This window comes from Amycolatopsis pretoriensis (assembly GCF_900107925.1).
Taxonomy (GTDB): domain Bacteria; phylum Actinomycetota; class Actinomycetes; order Mycobacteriales; family Pseudonocardiaceae; genus Amycolatopsis; species Amycolatopsis pretoriensis.
This window is the reverse complement of record NZ_FNUJ01000023.1, coordinates 1-21,156: the sequence shown is the minus strand read 5'-3', so window position 1 is coordinate 21,156 and position 21,156 is coordinate 1. Positions and strand designations below refer to the sequence as shown.

General features: G+C 65.7%; 24 protein-coding genes. 11 read left to right on the top strand and 13 right to left on the bottom strand.

Translation table 11 applies throughout. The annotated features are described in order from the left end of the window. Nucleotides 1-204: 204 nt before the first annotated feature. The gene (locus BLV96_RS48835) at nt 205-876 is read right to left on the bottom strand and encodes a winged helix-turn-helix transcriptional regulator (RefSeq protein ID WP_086678588.1); all 672 of its coding nucleotides are present in this window, start codon (nt 874-876) and stop codon (nt 205-207) included. 702 nt (nt 877-1,578) lie between these two features. Between BLV96_RS48835 and BLV96_RS48830 the strand changes: the two genes are divergently transcribed. Next, nucleotides 1,579-2,322, top strand: a complete 744-nt coding sequence (locus BLV96_RS48830; protein ID WP_086678589.1) for a class I SAM-dependent methyltransferase — start codon at nt 1,579-1,581, stop codon at nt 2,320-2,322. A gap of 155 nt (nt 2,323-2,477) precedes the next feature. Next, nucleotides 2,478-2,840 (top strand): hypothetical protein, encoded by a 363-nt coding sequence (locus BLV96_RS48825; protein WP_086678590.1) that lies wholly within the window; start codon nt 2,478-2,480, stop codon nt 2,838-2,840. Nucleotides 2,841-3,036: 196 nt separating this feature from the next. Here the strand turns inward: BLV96_RS48825 and BLV96_RS48820 are convergent, their stop codons facing one another. Together BLV96_RS48820 and BLV96_RS48815 are read right to left on the bottom strand one after the other, a co-directional pair. Next, on the bottom strand, nt 3,037-3,408 hold the full coding sequence (locus BLV96_RS48820; protein WP_086678591.1) for a hypothetical protein: 372 nt from the start codon (nt 3,406-3,408) through the stop codon (nt 3,037-3,039). A gap of 256 nt (nt 3,409-3,664) precedes the next feature. Then, nucleotides 3,665-4,657 carry a DUF4436 family protein gene (locus BLV96_RS48815; RefSeq protein WP_158104180.1) on the bottom strand — a complete coding sequence of 331 codons (993 nt, stop codon included), beginning with the start codon at nt 4,655-4,657 and terminating at the stop codon, nt 3,665-3,667. A 436-nt stretch (nt 4,658-5,093) separates the two neighbouring features. On the opposite strand from BLV96_RS48815, the gene BLV96_RS48810 reads away from it, so the two are divergent. Further along, entirely contained in the window at nt 5,094-5,300 is a 207-nt protein-coding gene (locus BLV96_RS48810) for an MBL fold metallo-hydrolase (RefSeq protein ID WP_086678593.1), read from the top strand. Nucleotides 5,301-5,439: 139 nt separating this feature from the next. On the opposite strand, the gene BLV96_RS48805 is transcribed toward BLV96_RS48810, so the two are convergent. The 4 genes from BLV96_RS48805 to BLV96_RS48790 are packed head-to-tail and all read right to left on the bottom strand — an operon-like array spanning nt 5,440 to nt 9,701. Then, the gene (locus BLV96_RS48805) at nt 5,440-6,369 is read right to left on the bottom strand and encodes an MBL fold metallo-hydrolase (RefSeq protein WP_086678594.1); all 930 of its coding nucleotides are present in this window, start codon (nt 6,367-6,369) and stop codon (nt 5,440-5,442) included. Further along, on the bottom strand, nt 6,366-7,169 hold the full coding sequence (locus tag BLV96_RS48800; protein WP_167379983.1) for a cyclase family protein: 804 nt from the start codon (nt 7,167-7,169) through the stop codon (nt 6,366-6,368). Before BLV96_RS48800 ends, BLV96_RS48805 begins: the two co-directional genes overlap by 4 nt. Next, nucleotides 7,144-8,478 carry an MFS transporter gene (locus tag BLV96_RS48795; protein WP_086678596.1) on the bottom strand — a complete coding sequence of 445 codons (1,335 nt, stop codon included), beginning with the start codon at nt 8,476-8,478 and terminating at the stop codon, nt 7,144-7,146. Before BLV96_RS48795 ends, BLV96_RS48800 begins: the two co-directional genes overlap by 26 nt. Continuing rightward, nucleotides 8,475-9,701, bottom strand: a complete 1,227-nt coding sequence (locus BLV96_RS48790; protein ID WP_086678597.1) for a M20 metallopeptidase family protein — start codon at nt 9,699-9,701, stop codon at nt 8,475-8,477. Before BLV96_RS48790 ends, BLV96_RS48795 begins: the two co-directional genes overlap by 4 nt. A 103-nt stretch (nt 9,702-9,804) precedes the next feature. Between BLV96_RS48790 and BLV96_RS48785 the strand changes: the two genes are divergently transcribed. From BLV96_RS48785 to BLV96_RS48770, 4 genes are all read left to right on the top strand, one after another. Next, entirely contained in the window at nt 9,805-10,818 is a 1,014-nt protein-coding gene (locus BLV96_RS48785; RefSeq protein WP_086678598.1) for an Lrp/AsnC family transcriptional regulator, read from the top strand. Nucleotides 10,819-11,135: 317 nt separating this feature from the next. Beyond that, complete coding sequence (locus BLV96_RS48780; RefSeq protein WP_086678599.1) at nt 11,136-12,338, top strand: serine hydrolase domain-containing protein; 1,203 nt, start codon at nt 11,136-11,138, stop codon at nt 12,336-12,338. Between the two features lie 28 nt (nt 12,339-12,366). Further along, nucleotides 12,367-13,482: a sensor histidine kinase gene (locus BLV96_RS48775; protein WP_086678600.1), complete on the top strand. Its 1,116-nt coding sequence runs from the start codon at nt 12,367-12,369 to the stop codon at nt 13,480-13,482. Continuing rightward, on the top strand, nt 13,470-14,123 hold the full coding sequence (locus tag BLV96_RS48770; protein WP_086678601.1) for a response regulator transcription factor: 654 nt from the start codon (nt 13,470-13,472) through the stop codon (nt 14,121-14,123). Before BLV96_RS48775 ends, BLV96_RS48770 begins: the two co-directional genes overlap by 13 nt. Before the next feature lie 25 nt (nt 14,124-14,148). Here the strand turns inward: BLV96_RS48770 and BLV96_RS48765 are convergent, their stop codons facing one another. From BLV96_RS48765 to BLV96_RS48755, 3 genes are read right to left on the bottom strand one after another with little or no spacing between them, the layout of a single operon-like run. Further along, nucleotides 14,149-14,520, bottom strand: a complete 372-nt coding sequence (locus BLV96_RS48765) for a VOC family protein (RefSeq protein WP_086678602.1) — start codon at nt 14,518-14,520, stop codon at nt 14,149-14,151. Further along, complete coding sequence (locus tag BLV96_RS48760; RefSeq protein WP_086678603.1) at nt 14,517-14,888, bottom strand: SgcJ/EcaC family oxidoreductase; 372 nt, start codon at nt 14,886-14,888, stop codon at nt 14,517-14,519. Before BLV96_RS48760 ends, BLV96_RS48765 begins: the two co-directional genes overlap by 4 nt. Beyond that, entirely contained in the window at nt 14,885-15,478 is a 594-nt protein-coding gene (locus tag BLV96_RS48755; protein ID WP_086678604.1) for a hypothetical protein, read from the bottom strand. The genes BLV96_RS48760 and BLV96_RS48755 overlap by 4 nt, the downstream gene beginning before the upstream one ends. Nucleotides 15,479-15,570: 92 nt before the next feature. Between BLV96_RS48755 and BLV96_RS48750 the strand changes: the two genes are divergently transcribed. After that, nucleotides 15,571-16,533, top strand: a complete 963-nt coding sequence (locus tag BLV96_RS48750; protein ID WP_158104181.1) for a LysR family transcriptional regulator — start codon at nt 15,571-15,573, stop codon at nt 16,531-16,533. A 742-nt stretch (nt 16,534-17,275) separates the two neighbouring features. After that, nucleotides 17,276-17,683 carry a winged helix-turn-helix transcriptional regulator gene (locus BLV96_RS48745; protein WP_086678606.1) on the top strand — a complete coding sequence of 136 codons (408 nt, stop codon included), beginning with the start codon at nt 17,276-17,278 and terminating at the stop codon, nt 17,681-17,683. A 136-nt stretch (nt 17,684-17,819) separates the two neighbouring features. Here BLV96_RS48745 and BLV96_RS48740 read toward each other — a convergent pair whose 3' ends face one another. Beyond that, entirely contained in the window at nt 17,820-18,215 is a 396-nt protein-coding gene (locus BLV96_RS48740; RefSeq protein ID WP_086678607.1) for a winged helix-turn-helix transcriptional regulator, read from the bottom strand. 279 nt (nt 18,216-18,494) lie between these two features. On the opposite strand from BLV96_RS48740, the gene BLV96_RS48735 reads away from it, so the two are divergent. Continuing rightward, nucleotides 18,495-19,706, top strand: a complete 1,212-nt coding sequence (locus BLV96_RS48735) for a sensor histidine kinase (protein ID WP_143051171.1) — start codon at nt 18,495-18,497, stop codon at nt 19,704-19,706. Beyond that, nucleotides 19,591-20,259: a response regulator gene (locus BLV96_RS48730; protein ID WP_086678608.1), complete on the top strand. Its 669-nt coding sequence runs from the start codon at nt 19,591-19,593 to the stop codon at nt 20,257-20,259. The genes BLV96_RS48735 and BLV96_RS48730 overlap by 116 nt, the downstream gene beginning before the upstream one ends. On the opposite strand, the gene BLV96_RS48725 is transcribed toward BLV96_RS48730, so the two are convergent. Both BLV96_RS48725 and BLV96_RS48720 read right to left on the bottom strand, forming a co-directional pair. Then, complete coding sequence (locus BLV96_RS48725; protein WP_279627589.1) at nt 20,223-20,561, bottom strand: winged helix-turn-helix transcriptional regulator; 339 nt, start codon at nt 20,559-20,561, stop codon at nt 20,223-20,225. The genes BLV96_RS48730 and BLV96_RS48725 overlap by 37 nt on opposite strands. Nucleotides 20,562-20,709: 148 nt before the next feature. Next, nucleotides 20,710-21,156 (bottom strand): NAD(P)/FAD-dependent oxidoreductase (locus tag BLV96_RS48720; RefSeq protein ID WP_167379982.1); only part of this gene is annotated, 447 nt, incomplete at its 5' end.

The following is a 21,156-nucleotide window of genomic DNA, read 5'->3' as shown; positions in this document are numbered from 1 at the left end:
CGAACGCTCAGCTGTGTCAGCAGCAGCTACCCGCGGCTTCCTCACCTCCAATCATGCGACTGGGCAGCTCACATACACCCCACCACCAGACAACCAGAGACTTTCCCAGGCCGAAAGTGCCCAAACGACCAGCGGCGACGACCACAACCGCTCCGATCATCGGCTTCTGACACGCCACAAGTGACCCAGGGAGACACAGAACAGTCAGAGGTCACCGAGCACCCCCAACCGGTATCCGACTCCTCTGACCGTCTGGATGAATCCAGGACGACCGAGCTTGGCCCTCAGCGATCCGATGTAAAAGTCCAGGCGGCCGCTTCCGGCAAGTCCCTGAACACCCCACACCTCCGCCAGCAGCTGCGCACGGCTGCACACCCGCCCCCCTGCCCGCGCGAGACTCACGAGAAGGTCCAGCTCCCTCGCGGAGAGCGACACCCGCTCCCCATCGAAAAACACGTCCCTGGCCTCGACTTCGACACGGAGGCCGCCGAAGCGGATCTGCCCGGTCACCGGCGCCGCGGACAGCAGCTCTCTGCGCCTCCGCACCGCCCGGATCCGCTCGACGAGTTCACCCGCGTCAACCGGCTCCGTCAGGTGATCATCGGCACCCGAACGCAGCACTTCCACCCGCCGGCGCACATCACTGACCGCCGATACGACGATGACAGTGCCACCTCGAGCCCGCACCTGCCGGACAACCTTGAGCGTGCCTTGCGCGGGCAAGGCAGCGGCAATCACGACCGCCCGGCCAGCCTCTATGACAACCGGAAGATCACCGCGTGACACGACCAAGTCATCCGGAATCCCGTGCTTCCGGAACGTCGCACGCAGTCTCGCCGCCACCGCGAAATCGTGTTCGATGATAAGGAATGACATCGAAGCCCATCAGAATGTAGAGAGGTCAAACCGAGCGCTCGTTCGAGAGACCGATTGTCAACACCGGCCAGTTCTTTGCGAACAGGCTCGTCATGGGACGCGCGCGGCCGCCGAATCGCCGCTGCCTCAACCGGATCGGCCAATGCAGCTCCCGGCTGCGCATCGCCTTCTCGCCGACGTAATGGATACTGGACGAACACGAGGTTCCGTCTCGGGCGGGTCCATCTGGCGAACTGCCGGTCACCGGCCGCTGCGCGGACCCATCCACGGCTGGGCGGAGTTGATGCGTGCCGAAGCGACAGGCCTGCGTAGCGGCCCGGCCTGCGCCTCGACTGTTCCAATGACTAGTCAAACCCGCCTCTCGTCCGACCGCGGGATTGGCGTCAATGGCACCCGGTCAGGTGCCGCGGCCCGTGGGGCCGGATGCCGTCCACCATCGACTATGCCCGCCGACTGCTCGGCCGAGCGTGGCCCTGGATCGAAGTGACAGCGATCCAGGGACATCCGGGCAGGTGTGCAGGTGTGCAGGATCAAGCTCGTGGTGGGTTTCGGAGTCGCGAGGCGTTCGGGCACACATCGAAGGCAATCGAGCTCACCCATCAGCCGTGACACAACCGCATCAGTATTTTGTCATTGTCATATCAGCTCCGAAGTCACACTTCTTCTGGGTTCCACACAATGCGGCAGTAGAGGGAATCTGGCGTGAAATCTCTGACCAAGACGGAGAGTGCCTGGAAAATTATCCCCGGGCCTGTCTACGAGGACGCCGTCTACCGGTCACCATTGCTGCTGAGCGTGTTCGAGCACGAACTGGCGCTCATCCGCGGACGAGTGACCCCTTCCATCTGCGTGGTCGAGGTCGGTTGTGGCACTGGTAAATTTTGCCTTACCTTCGCCGACGACGCCCGAATGACAGTCGGCGTCGACGTATCTCGGCATTTCCTCGACCTGCTGATGAAGCACAGTTCTCCCGCGCGCCGGCTATTCGCAGTCGAGGGCAACGCAGCAAATTTGCGTGAAGTGCTCGCCGACGACCGCAGACTGGACTCGGACTACCACGAATCACCGAAATTGTTCGCCTGCGTGATGAACACGTTGGGCATCATGCCTGAACAGTCACGACGAGAGGTCGTGCGCGAGATGTGCGCGTCACTGAGCCCAGATGACTCACTGCTGCTGACGGTGTTCAACCGCGAGTTCTTCGGCCAGGCAGTACGCGAGTTCTACGCCGCGCACCCGGAACTGTGCGGGGTCATTGAACCGGGCGACGTCGACTCCGCCAAGGCGGAGTTGCACGTCCGCAGCACAGGCTACTTCTCCCACTGGTTCTCCGAGGCCGAACTGAGCGAACTGGTGACGTCCACTGGACTGAAGCGGATTCATATCTCCACCGAAGGACCTGGCCTGCACCTGACCTCGGGTCCAATGTTCCAGAACATTGAATAATAGATTGATACTGATGCCCGCGAGAATCGCAGCAATCATGACGCGCGGATGCCACTCTCCCATCAACGGCACTCCGAACTGGCTCGCGGGCAAGCCTCACTGGTACTTTGGGCTGATATTCGTGAGGTGTGAACGCCTATAAATATTGTCACCTAATGGCCGACAGCACAGTGTTCACCTCCGTGTCAGGACTAGCGGGCGCCCAGATGATGGAGCTCGCCGAAAGCCGCCGGTTCACGGTGGACGAGGCAACGGGAACCAAGATGATCGAAGCCCTCGAAGGTACACTCCGCACGCTGGAAAAACACTGGGACGCGCTGCAGCGGCTACGCGAGGTTCCCGCCATGGGCGCGACGGCAACAGCTCGCTGGGCGTCCGCGCAGATGGAGAGCACCGCCGGCCGCGAACAGGACCTACTTTCGCAGCTCGAGGCCGCACGCCAACACCTTCCGCGCTACATCGAAGCGATTCGGTTGGCAATACGAAACCACGCCAACACGCCCAGCCCGCGCGACTAGCACCGCAAGGACGATCAGACGTTGGGTCTCCGCGGCAGTATTTGGACGCGGGTCGGGACGCCATGGACATCCCGACCCGTAGCACGTTGCCAACGGAGAACCGGCGTTTGTCGTGCCAACAACAGTCCAGTGTCACAGTCACCCCGCCGACACTCTCCTGCTTCCAGGCCTTCCTGGTCGGAGAAGCCACGCTCGCCTACTTCGACCCCTGAGTCTCGACGAAATAGGCCCTGGACGACTTCGTGAAGATCAGTGTGACCCCGGCGATGGCGACGAGGATACTAAGGCAGGCGAGCGCGTCGTCGAAACCGGAAAACATGGTGGAAAGCTGGGCGGCAGCGGCGACCGTCAGAGTGGCCCGAGCACCACGACTACCGGACCACAGGCGGATGGCCAGGTAGACGACCGATATCGCGATAAGCACTATAAAAAATATGACGACGGCGTTGGCGACGTCGACGATGCGGTCGATCTCATCCGGCTCGGATCCGTTGGGGACGTCCGCAGTCCGGACATTGACGCCACCCTGCGCAACGAAACGCATTATGGCATCCAACGCGCCGACCATCGAGGAAACAATAAAAGACCATGAAGCCCATTTGAGACTGCCTGGACACCTCTGGACAGCAACTTCATCCGAGTCGAGGCAGTAGGGGTAATTGACCATGAAATGATTCAAGCACAAGACACCGGTAAGGCGAAGAAATTCGAGTATGATCTGCCCAAATAAGCACCGAGTTCTGACTGACTTGCCAGCTTTGGCTCGTATCTATTTTTCGGGGCTATGCGACCGAAACGGTCGCACAGCCCGGCACCACTTCGGATCAGCGTCGTACGTCTTGCCAGGGCTGTGCGCCTACCGGCGCTCCTTGCCGATGGCCGGCGGCTTCTGGGAGCGGAAGTGCGGGCGGCGATGGGTCCGGTGTTTCGACAGCGACCTTCGCAGCCTTTTCTTCTCGTTCGTTTGCCCGCTCAACCCGATAGCCGACGATCACCGTGACGATCAGCGATAGAGAGATCAGCCCTTCGGCGATGAAGAATGATCCGAAGTCGATGACGGAGCCGATGGGCGGCTGCCCCGGCGCGGCATTGCGCAGCGGGACGAGCGCGAACAGCAGGGCGCCCATGAAACTCATCGGCGGCCAGAGCAGCCCACGACGATTACCCACCACGAACCAGGCCGCGGTCACCGCAGCCAGGCTCAGCAACCACATGAACAGCATCATGAACAACGCGAAGGCCCAGGTGCCGGTCGATCGTTCCGCGTCGGCGGTGAAGACCAGCGCACCGTCCTCGGCCTTTTCGTCGTGCGTCTTGAGTTTGAAAAACGCGTCGGTGTTGACGAGAGTTACGCTCACGGGCACGGCCCCCGTGGCGGTCTGCACCGCTACTCCGACATCGATCTTGTAGCTGTCGAAGGGGTAGTCAGTGATGATGCCGTCGTTGAGGGCCAGCTTGACGTCCGCTGTACTGGGGCTCTTTCCCGCCTTGAACGACAAGGTGTCGCCCTTGGTGCCGTTTGTGAAGATCGTCAGATCTTGCCGAGGAGAACCGGATTCGTCGGCCAGTGCGCCCTGTGGGGACATCTCCACTTGCGCCGACAGCTCCTGAGCGGCCGCGTCGACCTTCTGCACAAAGATGTTGACGTCGACCCGGTCCGGCGCGCTCGTGTCGCCCATGACGATCTGGACCTGACCGTCCGCTCGTTCGACGAGGTACACCACCAAGCTTCCGGCGGTGACGAGGACTACGGCGACGACAGCGACGATCGTCCTCAGGGGCCTGGACTGGCCCCACCTACTGCTCTTGGGGTTCATGAAAACCTTCTGTGAGGGTGCTGGCTCGTGGACACGGCCGCAACGGCCCGGGTGGTCAGACAACCCGCGCATACGGGCCACCTGCCGGGCGATCGGGGCTGGGCCGTCCAGAGCGTTGTTGTACCAATAGGATCGCGCAGGAGCCCCACAGTTGCCTAAAACGCTCGACTCGTCTGCCCTGGCGCACCTCGTACACGGAAGCCGGCACCCGGGCTCGGAGTCGTGATTCGAGTGACAACCGCCGAGCGAACTCGGCGTCCGCTGTGTAACGCACCAACTGCCGGGGCGCCGGCCTCATCCGCTATCTGGCGGGGTGAGCGATTGTACTGCGTTATTGGCAACCCGACCATAATACGGGTAACGCGGTGACCGTCGATCCGAGGCGTGCCTCGGATCGACGGCTGATTTGCGCTCTCATCGGTTCGCCCTCAGAGGCGTGATCAACCTCTTCCATGCCGACTTCGTCGCCCGGCATCTCGAACTGCTCGCGTCGACCGAGGCGTGGATCGGTCGTGGCCAAGCCGCCGAGACCGCGTACCCGATCCGTAAGGTGAATGAAGGTGACCGGATCAGCCTCGGTGACGTCACCTTGCAGATCGTCGAACCCCTGGCCACACGCAGTCGTCGATCCCGTCGCCGTTGACCGCATGGCGGATCCGGACGATCCCGCCCCCACAGCGATGCTGTGAGGAGTTGCCACAGACCTGCGATGTGGTGCGGAGTGGCAGATCAGGTGGTCGGCGCCCGCCTCTACTCGGCCGACAGGCCGACGCGAGCGGTACCTACCGCACGCGAATCGGCGCGAAAGCCGCCCAGTCGTGCACCTCGTAGCTCTCGCCCGACTTGCGCACCTCGGCCGCGCCCCGGCCGGGGAAGTGCGCGGGCACGACCAATGCCCCGGTCTCGGCCGCCTCGTCAAGCAACCGGACCCGGGTCGCGCGCGCCTCGGCCTGGTTCTCGCAGAAGCAGCTGTTGGCTGCCGGCTCGGCCACCTGCACCGGGCTGTGCAGGAGATCGCCGACGAACAGGGCCCGGTCTGTGCCCGAGCGCAGCTTCAGCACGGACGATCCGGGCGTGTGCCCCGGTGCCGGCGCGAGCGTCAGGTTTCCGTCGATCGTGTAGCCGTCCTCCCACAACGTCGCGAGGCCCCGGTCGAGGATCGGTACGACGCTGTCGGCGAAGACCAGGTGGCTGCCGCGGCGCCGCAGGCGATCGGCGTCCGTGCGCGCCGGCGGGCGGCGGTGCTCGTTCTCCGGATCGAAGTAGTCGCGGTCGACGCGGGGAATCAGGTAACGCGCGTTGGGGAACGTCGGCACCCACTCGCCATTGTCCAGCCGGGTGTTCCAGCCGACGTGGTCGTAGTGGACGTGGGTGTTCACCACCAGGTCGATGTCCTCGGGCTCGACGCCGGCCCGGCGGAGGTTGTCCAGGAACGGCGTCTCGAGGTGGTCGAACTGCGGGACCTGGGGACGGTCGCGGTCGTTCCCCGCACCGGTGTCGACGACGATCGTGCGCCCTTCGCTGCGCAGCACCCAGCTCTGGATCGCGCAGAGGTAGGCGTCGTCGTCCGGGTTGCGGAAGTCCGGCGCCAAGGCCGCGCGCCCTTCCGGCGAGCTGTCGGGCACGATGTCGCTCACCGTCCTGATCGGACCGGTCCACTCCAGCACCCGGGTGACGGTCACGTCGCCCAGCCGGATCGTGTCGCCGCTCATGCGCCCACCACCGCCAGCGGGCGGATGGGGGCACCGGTGGCGCCCACGACGTTGAGCGGTGCCCCGATGAACAGGAATTCCGCGGTACCGGCCGACGCCAGCGTTTCGGACAGGGTTTCCAAAGCCATCACCTCGATCAGATTGATGCCGTGGTCGTGCAACAGGAGCCGGTGCACCGGCAGTGCAGCGGGGGCCGGGCCCGCCGGGCGGTGTTCGAGGGCGATCGTGTCGCTGCCGACGGCGACGACACCACGCTCGGCAAGCCATTGCGCGGCACCGACATCGATGCCCGGCACCCCGGAGTCGTCACCGACGTAGGCCCGCGGGTCGTCCCACAGCTGCGCCCATCCGGTCCGGACCAGCGCGACGTCACCCGGCTTCGGCGCGGGGCCGGCCGCGAGATCCTCGACCTCCACGGCCGCGCCCGGCGCCAGCCGCGCGACCTTCCGGTGGCGGGGCACGTCGTAGAGCACTCCGCGGCGGACCAGCGGGCGCACCTGGTCGATGCCGTGGCTGCGGTAGCGGCCCCCGTGCATCGCTTCGCCGACCGGGACACCGCCGTGCAGCCTGCCGTCCACGGCGACGTGGCTCAGGGCGTCCATGTGGGTGCCGACGTGCCCGCCCAGCACCATGATCTCGTGCGACCCGGTGAAGCCGTCCGGATAGGAGAAATCACCGTGCCGGTGGCGCAACGCGAACTCGAACGGCGGATGCGTGGGCGACGCGGGCATCCCGGTCTCGAACGGCTGCGCCAGGTCGACGACCGTGACGCCGTCAGCCAGCATTTCGAGCGGTGTCATGATCCTCAGCTTTCCTCATCGTTTCCGGAACGGCCTGGTGAAGCGTGGTCAGGTCGGTTCCGCGGCCTTCCCGCAGCGTCAGCACGGTCGCCGCGGACACCAGCAGGAGCAGGACGACGTACCCGGTGAAAACGGCCGGCGCGAACGTCTCGCCCACCCACGTCTGCAGGTAGGGCGCCGTTCCCCCGAAGACGGCCACCGCCACCGAGTACGGCACTGCCAGGCCGGCCGTGCGGATGCGCGTCGGGAACAGTTCCGCGTACGCCGCGGGAAGCACCGAGACGCCCGCTCCGATGAAGACCATGGCGATCGACATCGCGATCCCGAGCCGTACCGCGTTCCCGAGGTCGAGCGCCTGCAGCGGGAACAACGTCGCGGCCGTACCCAGGTGACTGATCAGCATCACCGGCCGCCGCCCGATCCGGTCCGACAGGGCACCCCAGAGCGGCAGCACCGCGATGAGCACCACGCTGGACAGCACCCCGGCCAGCAGCGCGGAACTCGAGTCGAGGTGCCGTGCGGTGATCGCGTAGGCGGGGGCCGCGACGACCCAGGTGTAGTAGACGACGGTGGGGCCGACTGACATGCCGATCACCTGCAGCGCGGCCCTGCGGTGGCGGACCAGGTCGGGCCAGAACGGCTGCTTCCGCGCCTTTTCTCGTTCGTTGACGAACACTTCCGACTCGGCGAGCGATCGCCGGACCCACAACGCGACCACCCCCAGCACCCCGCCGACGACGAACGGGATCCGCCAGCCGTAACCGAGCATCTCCTCGTGCGTCAACGTCAAGGACAGCACCAGCCCGAGCAGCACGCCGACCGAATTGCCCCCGGCGCTGGCGATGTAGATGAGGCTCGACCAGCGGCCCCGGCGAGCCGCGGGCGCCTGCTCCGCCAGGTACGTCTGGGCCGACGGGAGTTCACCGCCCGTGGCGAGTCCCTGGACCACCCGGCAGGCCAGCAGGATCAGGGACGCGCCCACGCCGGCGGTGGCGTAGGTCGGCGCGACGCCGATGAGCAGGCTGGCGACCGCCATGCCGCCGACGGTGAGGCTCAGCATCGGGCGCCGGCCGACCCGGTCGGACAGCCGGCCCACGAGCAGGCCGCCGAGCGGCCGGGCCACGAAGCCCGCGGCGAAGACCGCGAGTCCGGAAAGGACCGCCGATCCCGTCGCGCCGCCGGGGAAGAACTGACCGGCGAAGAACGGGACGAAGATCGTGTAGATGCCCCAGTCGTACCACTCGAGAGCGTGGCCGAGGCAGATGCCGAGCATGGTGCGGCCGGTACCGGCCGGAGTCTTCGTGGTCATCGTGGACACTCCGCGAGGTCGGTGGGCGTTGCGGTGTGAGAACGGCGCAGGGCGAGTTCGGCGAGGAGTGCGGCGCCCTGGGGCAGCACCGCCTCGTCGAAGACCGCCCGGCCGCTGTGGTTGAACGGCGCCGTGCCCGGATCGGCACCCTTGGGCAACGCCCCCAGTGCGATGAACGCGCCGGGCACTTCGGCCAAGACGCGCGAAAAGTCCTCCGAGCCGGTGAAGGGGTGCTCGAGCCGGTGCACGCTGTTTGTGCCGAACACCTCGGCGATCGTCCGGCCGGCGACCGCGGCCTCGCCGGGATCGTTGACCGTGGCCGGGCGCTCCCGGTCGAACCGGACGTCGACCTCGAGCCCGTGCGCCGCGGCGATGCCTTCGACCAGCAGGCGTGCTTCGGCGCCGATCCGGGCCGCGGTCGCGTCGGTGAACGTGCGCAGGGTCGCCTCGAACCGGGCCGTCGGCGGGATGACGTTGCGGCGTGTGCCGGCTTGGACGACGCCGACCGTGAGGACGGCCGGGTCGAACACGTCCACCCGGCGGGTCACCAGCGCCTGCAGCGCCGTGATCATCTCGGCGGTCGCGGGCACGGGGTCCCGGGCCAGGTGCGGGGTCGACGCGTGGCCGCCTCGGCCGGACACGGTGACGTCGAGCGCCGAGGAGGAGGCCAGCACCACTCCCGGTCGGAGGTGGAACCCCTGGGGCAGGGTCGAGAACACGTGCAGGGCGTAGGCGACGCCCGCGCGCTCTCCCGCGGCGTCCAGTACCCCCTCCTCAAGCATCGCCCGAGCGCCTTCCCAGCCCTCCTCCCCCGGCTGGAACATCAGGATGACGTCTCCGGCCAGCTCCGCCCGGCGGCCGGCCAGGAGGCGGGCCGCACCCACGAGCATGGCGGTGTGCAAGTCGTGTCCGCACGCGTGGGCCGCGCCCGGCACGCTGGACGCGTACGCCAGCCCGGTTTCCTCGTCGACCGGCACCGCGTCCATGTCCGCCCTCAACAAGACCGGCCGCTGCCCGGACGGCGGGGCGCCCCCGCGCAGCACGGCCGTGACGGACGTCGTCGCCTTCCCCGTCGAGATCTCCAGCGGCAGGCCGTCGAGCGCGGCCAGCACCGCCTGCTGGGTGTGCGGCAGGTGCAGACCGAGCTCCGGCCGCGAGTGCAGCAGCCGCCGAAGCCGGACCACCTCCTGACGCATCCCGTGCGCCTCGTCCAGCAGCGTCATATCGCCTCCGTGCATCCGAGAAGAGCGAGTATCGAACCTGTCGAGCTACACTCAGCCGAATTCACTGGATTCGTGCACGAAGGAGGCTTCCCTGTCCAGAACCGTGCATTCGGCCCTAGACGAGGACGAGCTGCGGCTCCTGCACGGCCTCCAGGTCGCTCCCCGGATCCCGTGGGCCGAAGCGGCACGCATCCTGGGCACGACCGCGGCTCGCGAAGCGGCTCGGTGGGCCAGGCTGCGGGAGCACGGGCTCGCGTGGATCACCGCCCACCCCGGCGGCAGCTACCGGCGGGTCACCCTCGCCCTCGTCGAGGTGGACTGCCTCCCCGGGGCCCGGCGGGCCGTCGTCGACGCCGTGTGCGCGGACCCTCGCGCGGTCACCGTCGAAGAGTCGACGAGAGGACGCGACCTCCTCCTGACGGTCATCACCGAGGACCTCGCCGCGCTCACCCGGTACGTCCTCGACGACCTCGAGACCCTTCCCGGAGTGGCCCGCCAACGCACCTTCGTCGCCACGGCAGTGCACCGGCACGGCAGCCACTGGCGGCTGGACGCCCTGAGCCCGGTCGAAGAGTCCGCCTTCCAGGCGGCCGCCGCCGCTCCGAACGGCATCCCGGCGGCACCACCACGGGACGCGTGGCCGCTGATCGAAGCGCTCGCCGCCGACGGCCGCAGCACGGCGGCGGACCTGGCCCGCACGACGAACCGGAATCCCGCCACCGTGCGCCGGCAGCTCGGCCGGCTGCTCGCCTCCGACCTGCTGTCCTTCCGGTGCGAACTCGCCTCGGAGGTGTCGAGCTGGACGGTGAGCAGCACCTGGACCGCGCACGTCGAGCCCGCCGACCACCGGAAGACCGTGCAGGCGCTGGCCACCCTGCCGGAACTGCGGATGTGCATTTCGACGACCGGCGACGCCAACCTCGCCATGGCTTTCTGGACCCGATCACCGCAGGACATGCTCCGGATCGAGCGGGTGCTGGGCGAGCACCTGCCGTGGCTGCGGCTGCGGGACAGCGCCATCAACCTCCGGACCCCGAAACGCATGGGCTGGCTGCTCGACGAGACCGGGCGCGCCACCGGAACGGTGATCCCGCCGAGCGCACTCGCGGCGTGCTGAACATCGACTTTCGGCGGATCCAGCCGCTGTGGGGAATAGTCGGACCGCAGAAAGGACCAAGCATGAATATTCTTGGACGCCCTCCTCACCTCATCAGGCAAGCAGCTATCGCAAAGCCTGCCAGCTCCAAAGGAAGCGAAGCCGTGCACTAAATACCAGAATTTGCGTACCTTCAAGACACTGTGCTCACGTTGAGGGGTTCGCCATTAGCATGACATGCAGGCATGTCATGCGAGTGGGGTGCTGAGGCGATTTTCCCGCGCGGTCCCCGCTCCTAACGTGATCACCGTCAAGGCGGAACGGCACAGGAGACGAGAATGAAGAAGAAGGCGTTCGGTCGGCGAGCGACCACTGTGGGTGTCGTACTCGCGGCCCTGGCGGCGGGGGCGATCGCCTACAGCTCCACCGCGCAGCCCGCCGTTGCCTCCCAGCAGCCTGCCACCAGACTGGGCGCAGCCCTGCACGACACTCTGCAGAGCTACCTGGACACACACCGCACACAGGATCGGATGTCCACGGTGGCGCTGCGAGTGACCTATCCGGACCGGCGCCCTGCGACGTCGGTGAGCGTTAGTACCGGACGCGCAGTGCCGGACGATGCGCTGTGGCAGATCGGCAGCAACACCAAGGCCTTCACTTCCGTGCTCCTGCTGCGGCTGGAAGCCGAGGGTCGCCTGTCCATCAGCGACAAGCTCGGGAAGTGGCTTCCCGAGTACTCGGCGTGGCGCGACGTCACCATCACCCAGCTGCTGTCGATGACCAGCCGTATCCCCGACTACGCCCAGCAGGACGCATTCGGTGAGGTCATCCTCGACCACCCGGCCACCGTGTTCACACCGAAACGGCTAGTGTCCTTCGTCGCCGACCTGCCGCTGAACCCGATCGGCTACGGCTACTCGAACACCAACTACCTTCTCGCACAGATGATCATCGAGCGAGTGACGCACGACAGCTTCGACGCTCAACTGCACCGCCACATCCTCGGTCCGCTGAAAATGCAGGACACCTGCCTGCCGCCGGCCTGCCCACGCGACACCGCCCGTCGGATGCCAGCGGGGTACTCCGGAGTGTCCGCACTGCCCACCTGGCTCGGCAAGCCCGTACCGGCACTCGCCTTGTCCTGGGCGCAGGGCGCTGGCGGGCTGATCGGCTCGCTACCCGATTTGACTACCTGGGCGAAAGCTCTCTACCAGGGGCGGCTGCTGCCGCCGACGCAGCAGCGTGAACTCCAGTCGTTGGTCTCCGCCACCACGGGCAAGCCGATTCGGACCGTCACCCCGCAGGACCCGGTGGGGTTCGGGCTCGGTATCGCCCAGCGCCTCGACGCCGGCACCGGCCGTCCCGTCTGGGCCTACCGCGGCGAGACGTTTGGGTTTCAAGTGCTGCACACCTACGTCCCGGACTCCGGGCTCGTCATCACCCTCGCCGTAAACAGCACGGCGAACGAGGACACGCTGACCGGTCTCGCCGACACCGTCCACCGAATGGTCGACGAGTCACGTTCCCACGCCGGCCGCTAGCCTGCCACGAAACGGAAAAGGCGAACGGGTGAACCAACACGGTCTAAGCATCATCTTCCGCAACGCGCTGACCGGAATGTGTGCCGGCGGTCAGCTGATCCGGTGGCCGGTCTGGCTGGCGCTCGGGAGGGACCCCTGGCCGGCTGCGGACGCCCTCGTCGAACACCAGGGCCGCGTGAACGGAGCTGCGTCCGCCGTCCGCCCCGGAGGCAGGCAGCTGCGCTGGCTGGCCGTGCAAGCGGTGCTCGGGCCGGGCGTGCTGGCGTTGACGGTCATGATGTGGGTGACCGCGACAGTGGTCGTCACCACGCCGCTGTGGTGGTGGCTGGCATCGGCGCCAGTCGTGTTTGTTCCCGTCACCGACACCGCCAGCTCACTCTTGGGCGCCGTGTGCGGTCTTCCCCTGGTCCTGCTGGCCGTCGCGTGCGGCTACGGCCTCCCGCGCTGGCACGCCGCCGTGGGGCGCGCCGCGCTCGAAGGCCCGCGCTTCCTGCGGCTGATCCGCCGGGTCGAGGTGCTGACCGCATCCCGCGCCGGTGCGCTCGAAGTTCAGGCTGCAGAGTTGCGTCGGATCGAGCGCGACCTCCACGACGGCGCCCAGGCCCGGCTCGTATCGGCCGGGATGCTGCTCGGCCTGCTCGATGTCAAGCTCGAAGAACTGCCGGCGCATACCCGGGCATTGCTCACCGAGGCACGATCCGAGGTCGGCGCTGCGTTGCAGGAGTTGCGAGACCTGGTCCACGGCGTGTACCCGCCGATCCTGGCCGACCGCGGCCTGACCGGCGGTATCGAGTCACTCGTCGAGCGGACTGCATCTGTGATCGGCTCGGTTACCGCCAAGGTCGAAGTAGCTGACCGGCTCCCGGCGGCTCTCGAATCCACCGTGTACTTCGTCATCGCCGAAGCTTTGACCAACGTCGCCAAGCACAGCAGAAGCGGAGAGGCATCCGTTTCCGTGCACGCCGACCGGGACCACGTGCGCGTCGAGGTCCGCGACAACGGTCGAGGCGGCGCCGACGAACGGCGCGGCAGCGGGCTCGCCGGCCTGCGCCGCCGCGCAGCCGCGTTCGACGGCGTCCTTTCGCTCACCAGTCCTCCCGGCGGACCCACCGTCCTCCTGATGGAGTTGCCATGCGCGTCGTGATCGCCGAAGACCTCCTGCTGTTGCGCGAAGGTTTGGTACGCCTGCTCGAGGAGCTGGAATGGAACGTGGTGTCCGCGGTGGACGATCCGGACGACTTGCTCGTAGCGATCGAACAGCACCGGCCCGACCTGTCCATCGTCGACATCCGCCTGCCGCCGACATACCGCGACGAGGGTCTGCGCGCGGCCATCGAGGCGCGCCGGCGGCAGGTTGGAACACCCATTCTGATCCTCTCCCAGTACATCGAACGCACCTACGTACGTGAGTTACTGGCCGACTCCCACGGCGGCGTGGGCTATCTCCTCAAAGACCGCGTCGGCGACGTCCGGCAGTTCATGGCCGATCTCCGCACGGTGGCGGAAGGGGGCACGGTGCTGGACCCCCAGGTCGTCAGGGCGGTGTTCGACCGGCTGGCCAGGACTTCCTCCCGAACCGAGCTGACGCCGAGAGAGCGCGAGGTACTGGGCCTGATGGCCCGCGGCCTGTCGAACTCCGCCATCGGCGTGGAACTCGGCATCACCGAACGCGCGGTCAGCAAGTACATCAATCGGATCTTCGCCAAAAGAGACCTACCCCCCGGCGACAACATACACCGTCGCGTTCTCGCGGTGCTGCAATATTTGGACGACATTGCGACGTGACAGATCTCGAAGACGAGCGACTGGTTCAGACGTGGGGCGGGAGAAACCCGTGCTCCGACAGATCGAACCAGTTGCCCTCCGGGTCGATCGCGCGGTACTCGGCGAACGGACGGTTACCGTCGCGCAATGCAGGGTGCGGCAGGCCTGCCCCGACTAGCCCATCGATCACAGCTGCGATGCCGGGAACATCGAAGCCGAAGTGGTTGAAGCCCGCCGGAACGTCGCCGCCCGGGTCCTGCTGGATGAGCGCGAGGTTGAGGTATCCGTCGGTGACGAAACGACTTCCGTCAGGATCGATGTGGAACAAATCCATACCCAACTGCTCGACGTAGAACGCGGCCATACTCTCAGCGTCCCGCACGACGAACGCGAGATGGCGCAACCGGGGACGGGTCATGAGGTCGGTCCTTTCAAAATCATGTTGTGGAATGCGATGATCTCGGGTGCTCCACCATGCCGGACCACAGCCTGCGCGTGGGTCACCACCCCGAACGGGGCGATCTCCGACATTGCTAGAACAATCGAGAGGCGGTGCCCCAGCTTGCGGATCGAGATCACCGACGCGGACAGCGTCGTGGCCCGGTAAGTCGCGGTGAAGAGCTGGGCATGGCGGGCCTCGACGGCGTCCCGGCCGAAGAGCGTTTCTCCCTGCACGTTGACGAAGTCGACGTCAGCCGCGAAGACGGACGCGAACCGCGCGGCGTCTCCCGCCGCCCAGCCGGAGGCCATCGTGTCCCATAGAGCGGGGATCCGGTCGTCGATCACAGGTACTCCTTCCCCGCAGATGCGTTCACACGCAACGGCAGTTCCCCGCAATCAGGACCCCAAGCAGCCAGGGAATAGTAAAATCCACCGTGCTGCTTTTCGAGATAGCAAACGACGTTTAGCGGCCAGCCCGCTCTGCGGAACATGTACTCGTCCATCGGAGTCGGCCGGTCGCTCAGCCGGTGCTCGCGCGCAGACTCCGGCCCCAGTCGGTGCCAGTCCGGGTGCAAGTGAATGGAACCGAACACGTCAAGCCCGCGCGCTTCGGCACCGCGCGCGATGCCGAGCAGATCCGAAGGCGCGAACCACCACCCCCGGACCGGGTTCTCGTAAGCCGGACCGAATCGCGGGACTATCGATGTCTCGAACTCCTCCCGAGCGGTCGGATCCGACGTGCGGACGTTCTTGCCGAACGCCACATCCGTCACCAGCACGGTTTCTTCCACCACTGTGCCCAGCAGAGCACCGAAACACGGTCGTGGTTCCTCGGCCGTAATGCGTTGGTACTCGGCCATCGCTGCTCCGAGGAACTTCTGGACCACATCATTGGAAAGCAGAGCAGCCGACGATTGCGGCGCGATCGGAGACACTGGAGGAGTCGTTGTCACGCAGCGCACACTAGCGTGACAGAACCGGCATCAGCAGGTTCCGTGTGATGCCATCCGGCGATAACATTTCCGCCATGCGGCTGGAAATCCGGCACCTAGAGCTTGTGGTGGCGATCGCCGAGTCCGGCAGCCTCCGCCGCGCGGCGGCACGACTGCACCTGAGCCAACCCGCGGTGACCACGCAGCTGAAGCGCATCGAAACCTTCTTCGGCGGTGCGCTGTTCGTCCGTTCGGCCAGCGGTGTATTCCTCACGCACACCGGTGCCGAGCTGGTGCGGGAGGCACAAAGCCTGCTGCACCAGCTCCGCGCTCTGCAGCGCAAGGCCCAGGTGAACGCCCAGAAGGAGTCCGGAGCACCCGTGAAGGTCGGGGGCATCCCAGCGCAGCAGTTCAGCCTGTTGGTCAACGCTCTGACGGTGGTGCTGCCGCGCCACGCGGTGACCAGCCGGACGATTCGGGAAACCGGAACACTCGCCGCCCTGCTGAGCTCCGGCGAGCTGGACATCGCGGTGATGCGGCAGTTTCCGGGATTTCCGTTGGCGACAAAGGCAGGCTTGGAACAGCGGCTGCTCCTGCGCGAGCCGATCTTCATCGGAGTTTCGGCACAGCACCCGCTGGCCGTCAACAATGAAGCCGAACTAGCTGACCTGGCCGACGAGAACTGGGTGATGCCCGATGCCGACGACAGCGGGATGAACACCTACATCGCCCGCGCTTGTGCGTCCGCCGGCTTCGACCAGCACATCGCCCACCTCATCAACGAGGCGCACGTGGCTTTCGCCCTGACCGCCGCGCGGCGTGGAATCTGCTTGCTCTACCCGATCGGCACCGTGCGCGACGGCCTGGCCACTCTGTCACTTGCCGGCACGCCCCTGCACCGGGAACTGGTCCTCGTGTGGCGGACAGACTCGCCGGTCGCACCCGTCGTACCCGAGCTGTGCAGCATCATCGCAGACGGTTACGGCGGCCTTGTCGAGAAGGCACCATTCTACCGCCACTGGTGGCACTCAGGAGGCTCGACGTTCGCTTTACCCTGAACCACTTTCGCTCAGCACGACGTCAACTCCGGCCACTTCGGTCAACAGCGCTCGCCCGCGACCGTGCCGACCACCGCTACGTCGATGCTGGGCACTTTCGCGCGCTCCCTCCCGGCCGGTCCCAGTAACGCGAAGCGGTGCATCCACGCTGGAAAGCTAGCACCAGTACGACTCGCTATAAGGGGCTTTGCTTGGTGACGACAGCTGATTTTACCTCTGCCCAATGCCAGCCACTCTCCAAAGGAGAGTCGTGACCCTTGCGGGTAACTAGACGCTCGATCGTATGTTGGGAGAATCGGCGCGGCACGCGCCGCGCGAGCCAAGCGAACTCGGGAGTTCGGATGCAGACGTCGACGCGGGCGGTCGTCTGTCATGGGCGTGGCAGCCGAGAAGCCGCACCTGTCTCCCCGGTAGCACTGCCGGCGCGGCAGGCCATAGTGGACACCGTCACGATCGCGCGGGGTCGACTACTGCTTGCCCATGCGGTAGCTATGGCGTGGGACATCCCGCCATCATGATCGCCAGGCGCTCGGGTACCCAGTTCGATGTAATCTTGCCCCTGGAGGGGACGACGCCGGACGTCTTTCTGGTCGCTGCGAACTTTGCGACAGAACCGGAAGTTATCGCTCTCAAGCTCAGCGCCGAATCGCCGATTCGACCAGCTTTGGCTCCCGTTCGTCTTCGACGTTGCCGACTGAAAGAGCGCACCGATTTCCGGTCGATGGGCACATGAGGAGATTTGATGAGCAGTGCTTGCGAGACGGGACGACACCGTGCTCACGACGTCTACGAAGCCCAGTGTCCCTGCCGGGCGCTACTGGACCTCTTGGCGAACAAGTGGTCGGCTCTGACTATCGGCGCACTCGAAGATGGCCCGTTGCGTTTTGGTGAGCTCCGACGACAACTTCAGGGCGTCAGCCCCAAGGTGCTCACGCAAACTCTTCGACGGCTGGAAGACCGCGGCCTCCTCGATCGCGTGGTCTATCCAGCAGTTCCGCTGCACGTCGAGTACTCGCTGACCGAGCTCGGGCTCAGCGCCGCTGCACCACTGGCGGCCGTGCGTGACTGGATCGAACACAATGTTGACCGAACCTTCACTCGATCGCCGTCGAACAATGAAGAACAGCCCGACTGCGCCGACTTTGATTGACATCCGAGTGTCATCGCAGTAGCCAAGGTCCCGAGCCGGACTGGCGCCGATGGTCGGCGTACCTCCGTCACCGTACGTTGCCACCGGTGCCCGACATCGGCACACAAAGCTAGATTGTTACGATCAGATGCAATCTTCATAGATCAATATCAGGCTCTTGAGTGTCTTCTGACAACGGAGCCCGCAATATTTCGTCAAGGTTCTCGGTGACCCAATTCCGCAGCTCCCGCAGCAATCCTGCGGCACCACATCCGACTTCGGTAAGCGAGTACTCGACACGAAGCGGGACGCCCGGGTACACGACCCGTTTCACAAGCCCGTATTCTTCGAGTTTCCGAAGCGTCTGGGTGAGCACCTTGGGGCTCACCCCCAGTCGACGCCGCAGCTCGCCGAACCGGAGCGGGCCGGCCTCCAGCAACTCCATCGCGAACGCGGACCACTTGCTCGTGAACAAGCCCACCAGGGTGCGAGAATAAGTTCCTCCACCGGCGCTGGTGAAGTCGGCACCTGCGGCCTCGCAAATATTGCTCATTCGATTCTCCGAACTTCATGGACAACGTTGTCACCGGGCACTTCAACAACGCCATCGCACTACAACTATAGACACTGTGACAAGATGTGTAACACCGTCACAGTTGTGCCTGCTCAGCTGGCGTCGTCGGCGTCATCGTGATGTGAATCTTGCTCATCCGAGACAATAAGAATGTTTCCGTGGTCAGGCGTCGTCCAAAATAGGTATCCGGCCGTACCCCTCTGGTGGTAGCGACGGCTGTTCCGGCACGTGAACTCGCCGGTCGACTACCGTGGGGGTGTGCGCACCAAGCTTCCCGCTCCTCTGCTCGATGGTCTGATCACCGTTGCGCTTGTGGCCCTCACCATCGCCAATGTCGTCGTCCGCCCGGGCGCAGGATGGATCGTTATCCTGCTCGGAATCCTGACCGTCGCTCCGCTCGCCTTGCGCCAGGTCGCCCCGGTAGCCGTCATGGTGCTGATCGCCTGCGCGGTCACCGCATACTCGATCTTGGAATCTGCGGAACTCCCCAATGCGGGTATCGGACTGCTGCTCGCAGTGTTCACTGTGGGGACCATGCGCTCTACCCGGATCGCGGGAACGATGTGGCTCCTGTCCGCGCTCTGCTTCGTCCCTTCGTTCTTGTCTCCTACCGGAAATCTGACGCTGGCCAAGCTCATCGAAACCACCCTGGTGCTGCTGAGCGCCTGGGTGCTCGGGGAAAGCACCAAACGCTGGGTTCGGCGCGTGCGGGAGGAAGCCGAACACGCTCGCCGCGCCGCAGCCGACGAACGCGTCCGGATAGCGCGAGAACTGCACGACGTCGTCGCCCACCACATGTCAGTGATCACCCTGCAGGCCGGCTTGGCGAATTACGTGTTCACCAGTGATCGCGAGATGGCCAGGACGGCCGTTACCACCGTCGAAGCCACAAGCCGGGAAGCGCTGATGGAGATGCGCCGGTTGTTCGATGTGCTCCGGCTCGATGACGACCAGGTCGATCTCTCCCCACAACCGGGGCTCGACGGACTTCAAGGGTTGGTCGAGCGCGTTCGCGCGACAGGTCTGACCGTGGACCTCGTGGTCACCGGCAAGCCGAAAGCCGTGTCGCCCGGCGTCGCCATCTCGGTCTACCGGATCGTGCAGGAGTCGCTGACCAACGTCCTCAAGCACGCGGGCCCAGCGTCGGTGCGCGTGGAGATCGTCCACCGAGCGCGATACCTCGACGTCAAGATCACCGACGACGGCCTCGGTCTCCGAGCCGAAGGCGGCCTGTCGTCGTACGGCATCGACGGTATGCGTGAGCGCGCGCACCTCTATGGAGGTACGTTCGACGCCGGACCGCGACCGGAAGGTGGCTTCAGTGTCGTCGCATCCTTGCCGACCGGGAGAGGCCATGACGATTCGGGTACTGGTAGCCGACGACCAGCCGTTGGTCAGGGCGGGATTGGTGGCGCTACTGAACGCCGCTCCGGGGATCGAGGTGGTCGCGGACGCGGCGAACGGTCTTGAGGCGGTAGCTATGACTCTCGACAGCCGACCGGACGTCGTGCTCATGGACGTGCGGATGCCTGACTTGGATGGTCTCTCCGCCACTCGGCAGATCCTGAGCCGAGACGAAGAGCAGTCACCGCGGATTATCATTCTCACCACGTTCGACGTCTCGGAGTACGTCTATACCTCGCTGCGCGAGGGGGCCGTGGGCTTCCTGCTGAAGGACACACCCGCAGACCGGATCGTCGCCGCCGTCCACTCCGTCGTGGCCGGCGACGTTCTGCTGTCGCCACGGATCACGCGCCGACTGATCGAGAACTTTGCTCAACATCATCGTCCATCCAAGTACCGGCGCAACCACCTCAGCTCGCTGACGAGCCGGGAAACGGAGGTGCTGCACTTCGTGGGCCAAGGGCTCAGCAACAACGAGATCGCCGAGCGGCTCACGCTCAGCGCGGAGACGGTGAAGACTCACGTCAAGCGAATCATGGGAAAACTGGAGCTGACCAGCCGGGCACAGGCCGTGGTGGTCGCTTATGAGTCCGGGTTAGTCGTTCCCTCGGCGGAGTGATCGCCTAAACCGGTGCCGCGCAAAAAGTGGGCATAAGAGCCCACCCAGCTCCACAGCGCCCCGAGCGGCTGGCTGGCACTTCGTCCCAGCTGCGTCAGTGAATACTCCACCCGCATGGGTACCACGGGGTAGACGGTGCGATCGACCAGGCCATACCTCTCGAGTCGTCGCAACGTCTGGGCCAGCACTTTAGGGTTGACGTCGGCGAGCCGACGCCGCAGTTCACCGAATCGCAGGGGCCCCTCCTCGAGCGCCACGATGACGAGTGCCGTCCACTTCGTACCCAACAGGTCAGACAGCACACGGCGCGGACAGTCAGCCGCGCACACACCATGCGTACTGTGCTCCCGATTGTGACTTACGCCAGTCAAGGAGTCTCCCACGAAGGTGAGGCATGAACCAGAGTGGCATCATCTCCGGATTCGGGCTCGCGAAGAAGACGCCCGACCGTCAAATAGCGCAAGAATGCTGCCACCTCAGCTCATCCAGCTCGGCCGCTTCGTGCGCGTCCGATTCGCCGTGCTCCGCGAGCCATCGTTCCGCGTCGATCGCGGCACTGCACCCGGAACCGGCGGCGGTGATCGCCTGCCGGTAGGTGCGGTCGACCAGGTCGCCGGCCGCGAAGACGCCGTCGAGGTTCGTGAAGGACGTCTTGCCCTTCGTGACGACGTAGCCGTCCTCGTCCAGGTCGACCTGCCCCTTCACCAGCTGGCTGCGGGGGTCGTGGCCGATCGCGACGAAGAAGCCGGACACGTCCAGCGTCGACTCCGAGCCGTCCTTGGTGTCCTTGAGCTGCAGGCCTTCGACCTTGCCGTCGCCGACCACGCCGGTGATCTGCGAGTTCAGCTTCCACTTGATCTTCTCGTTCGCGCGGGCGCGCTCGAGCATGATCTTGGA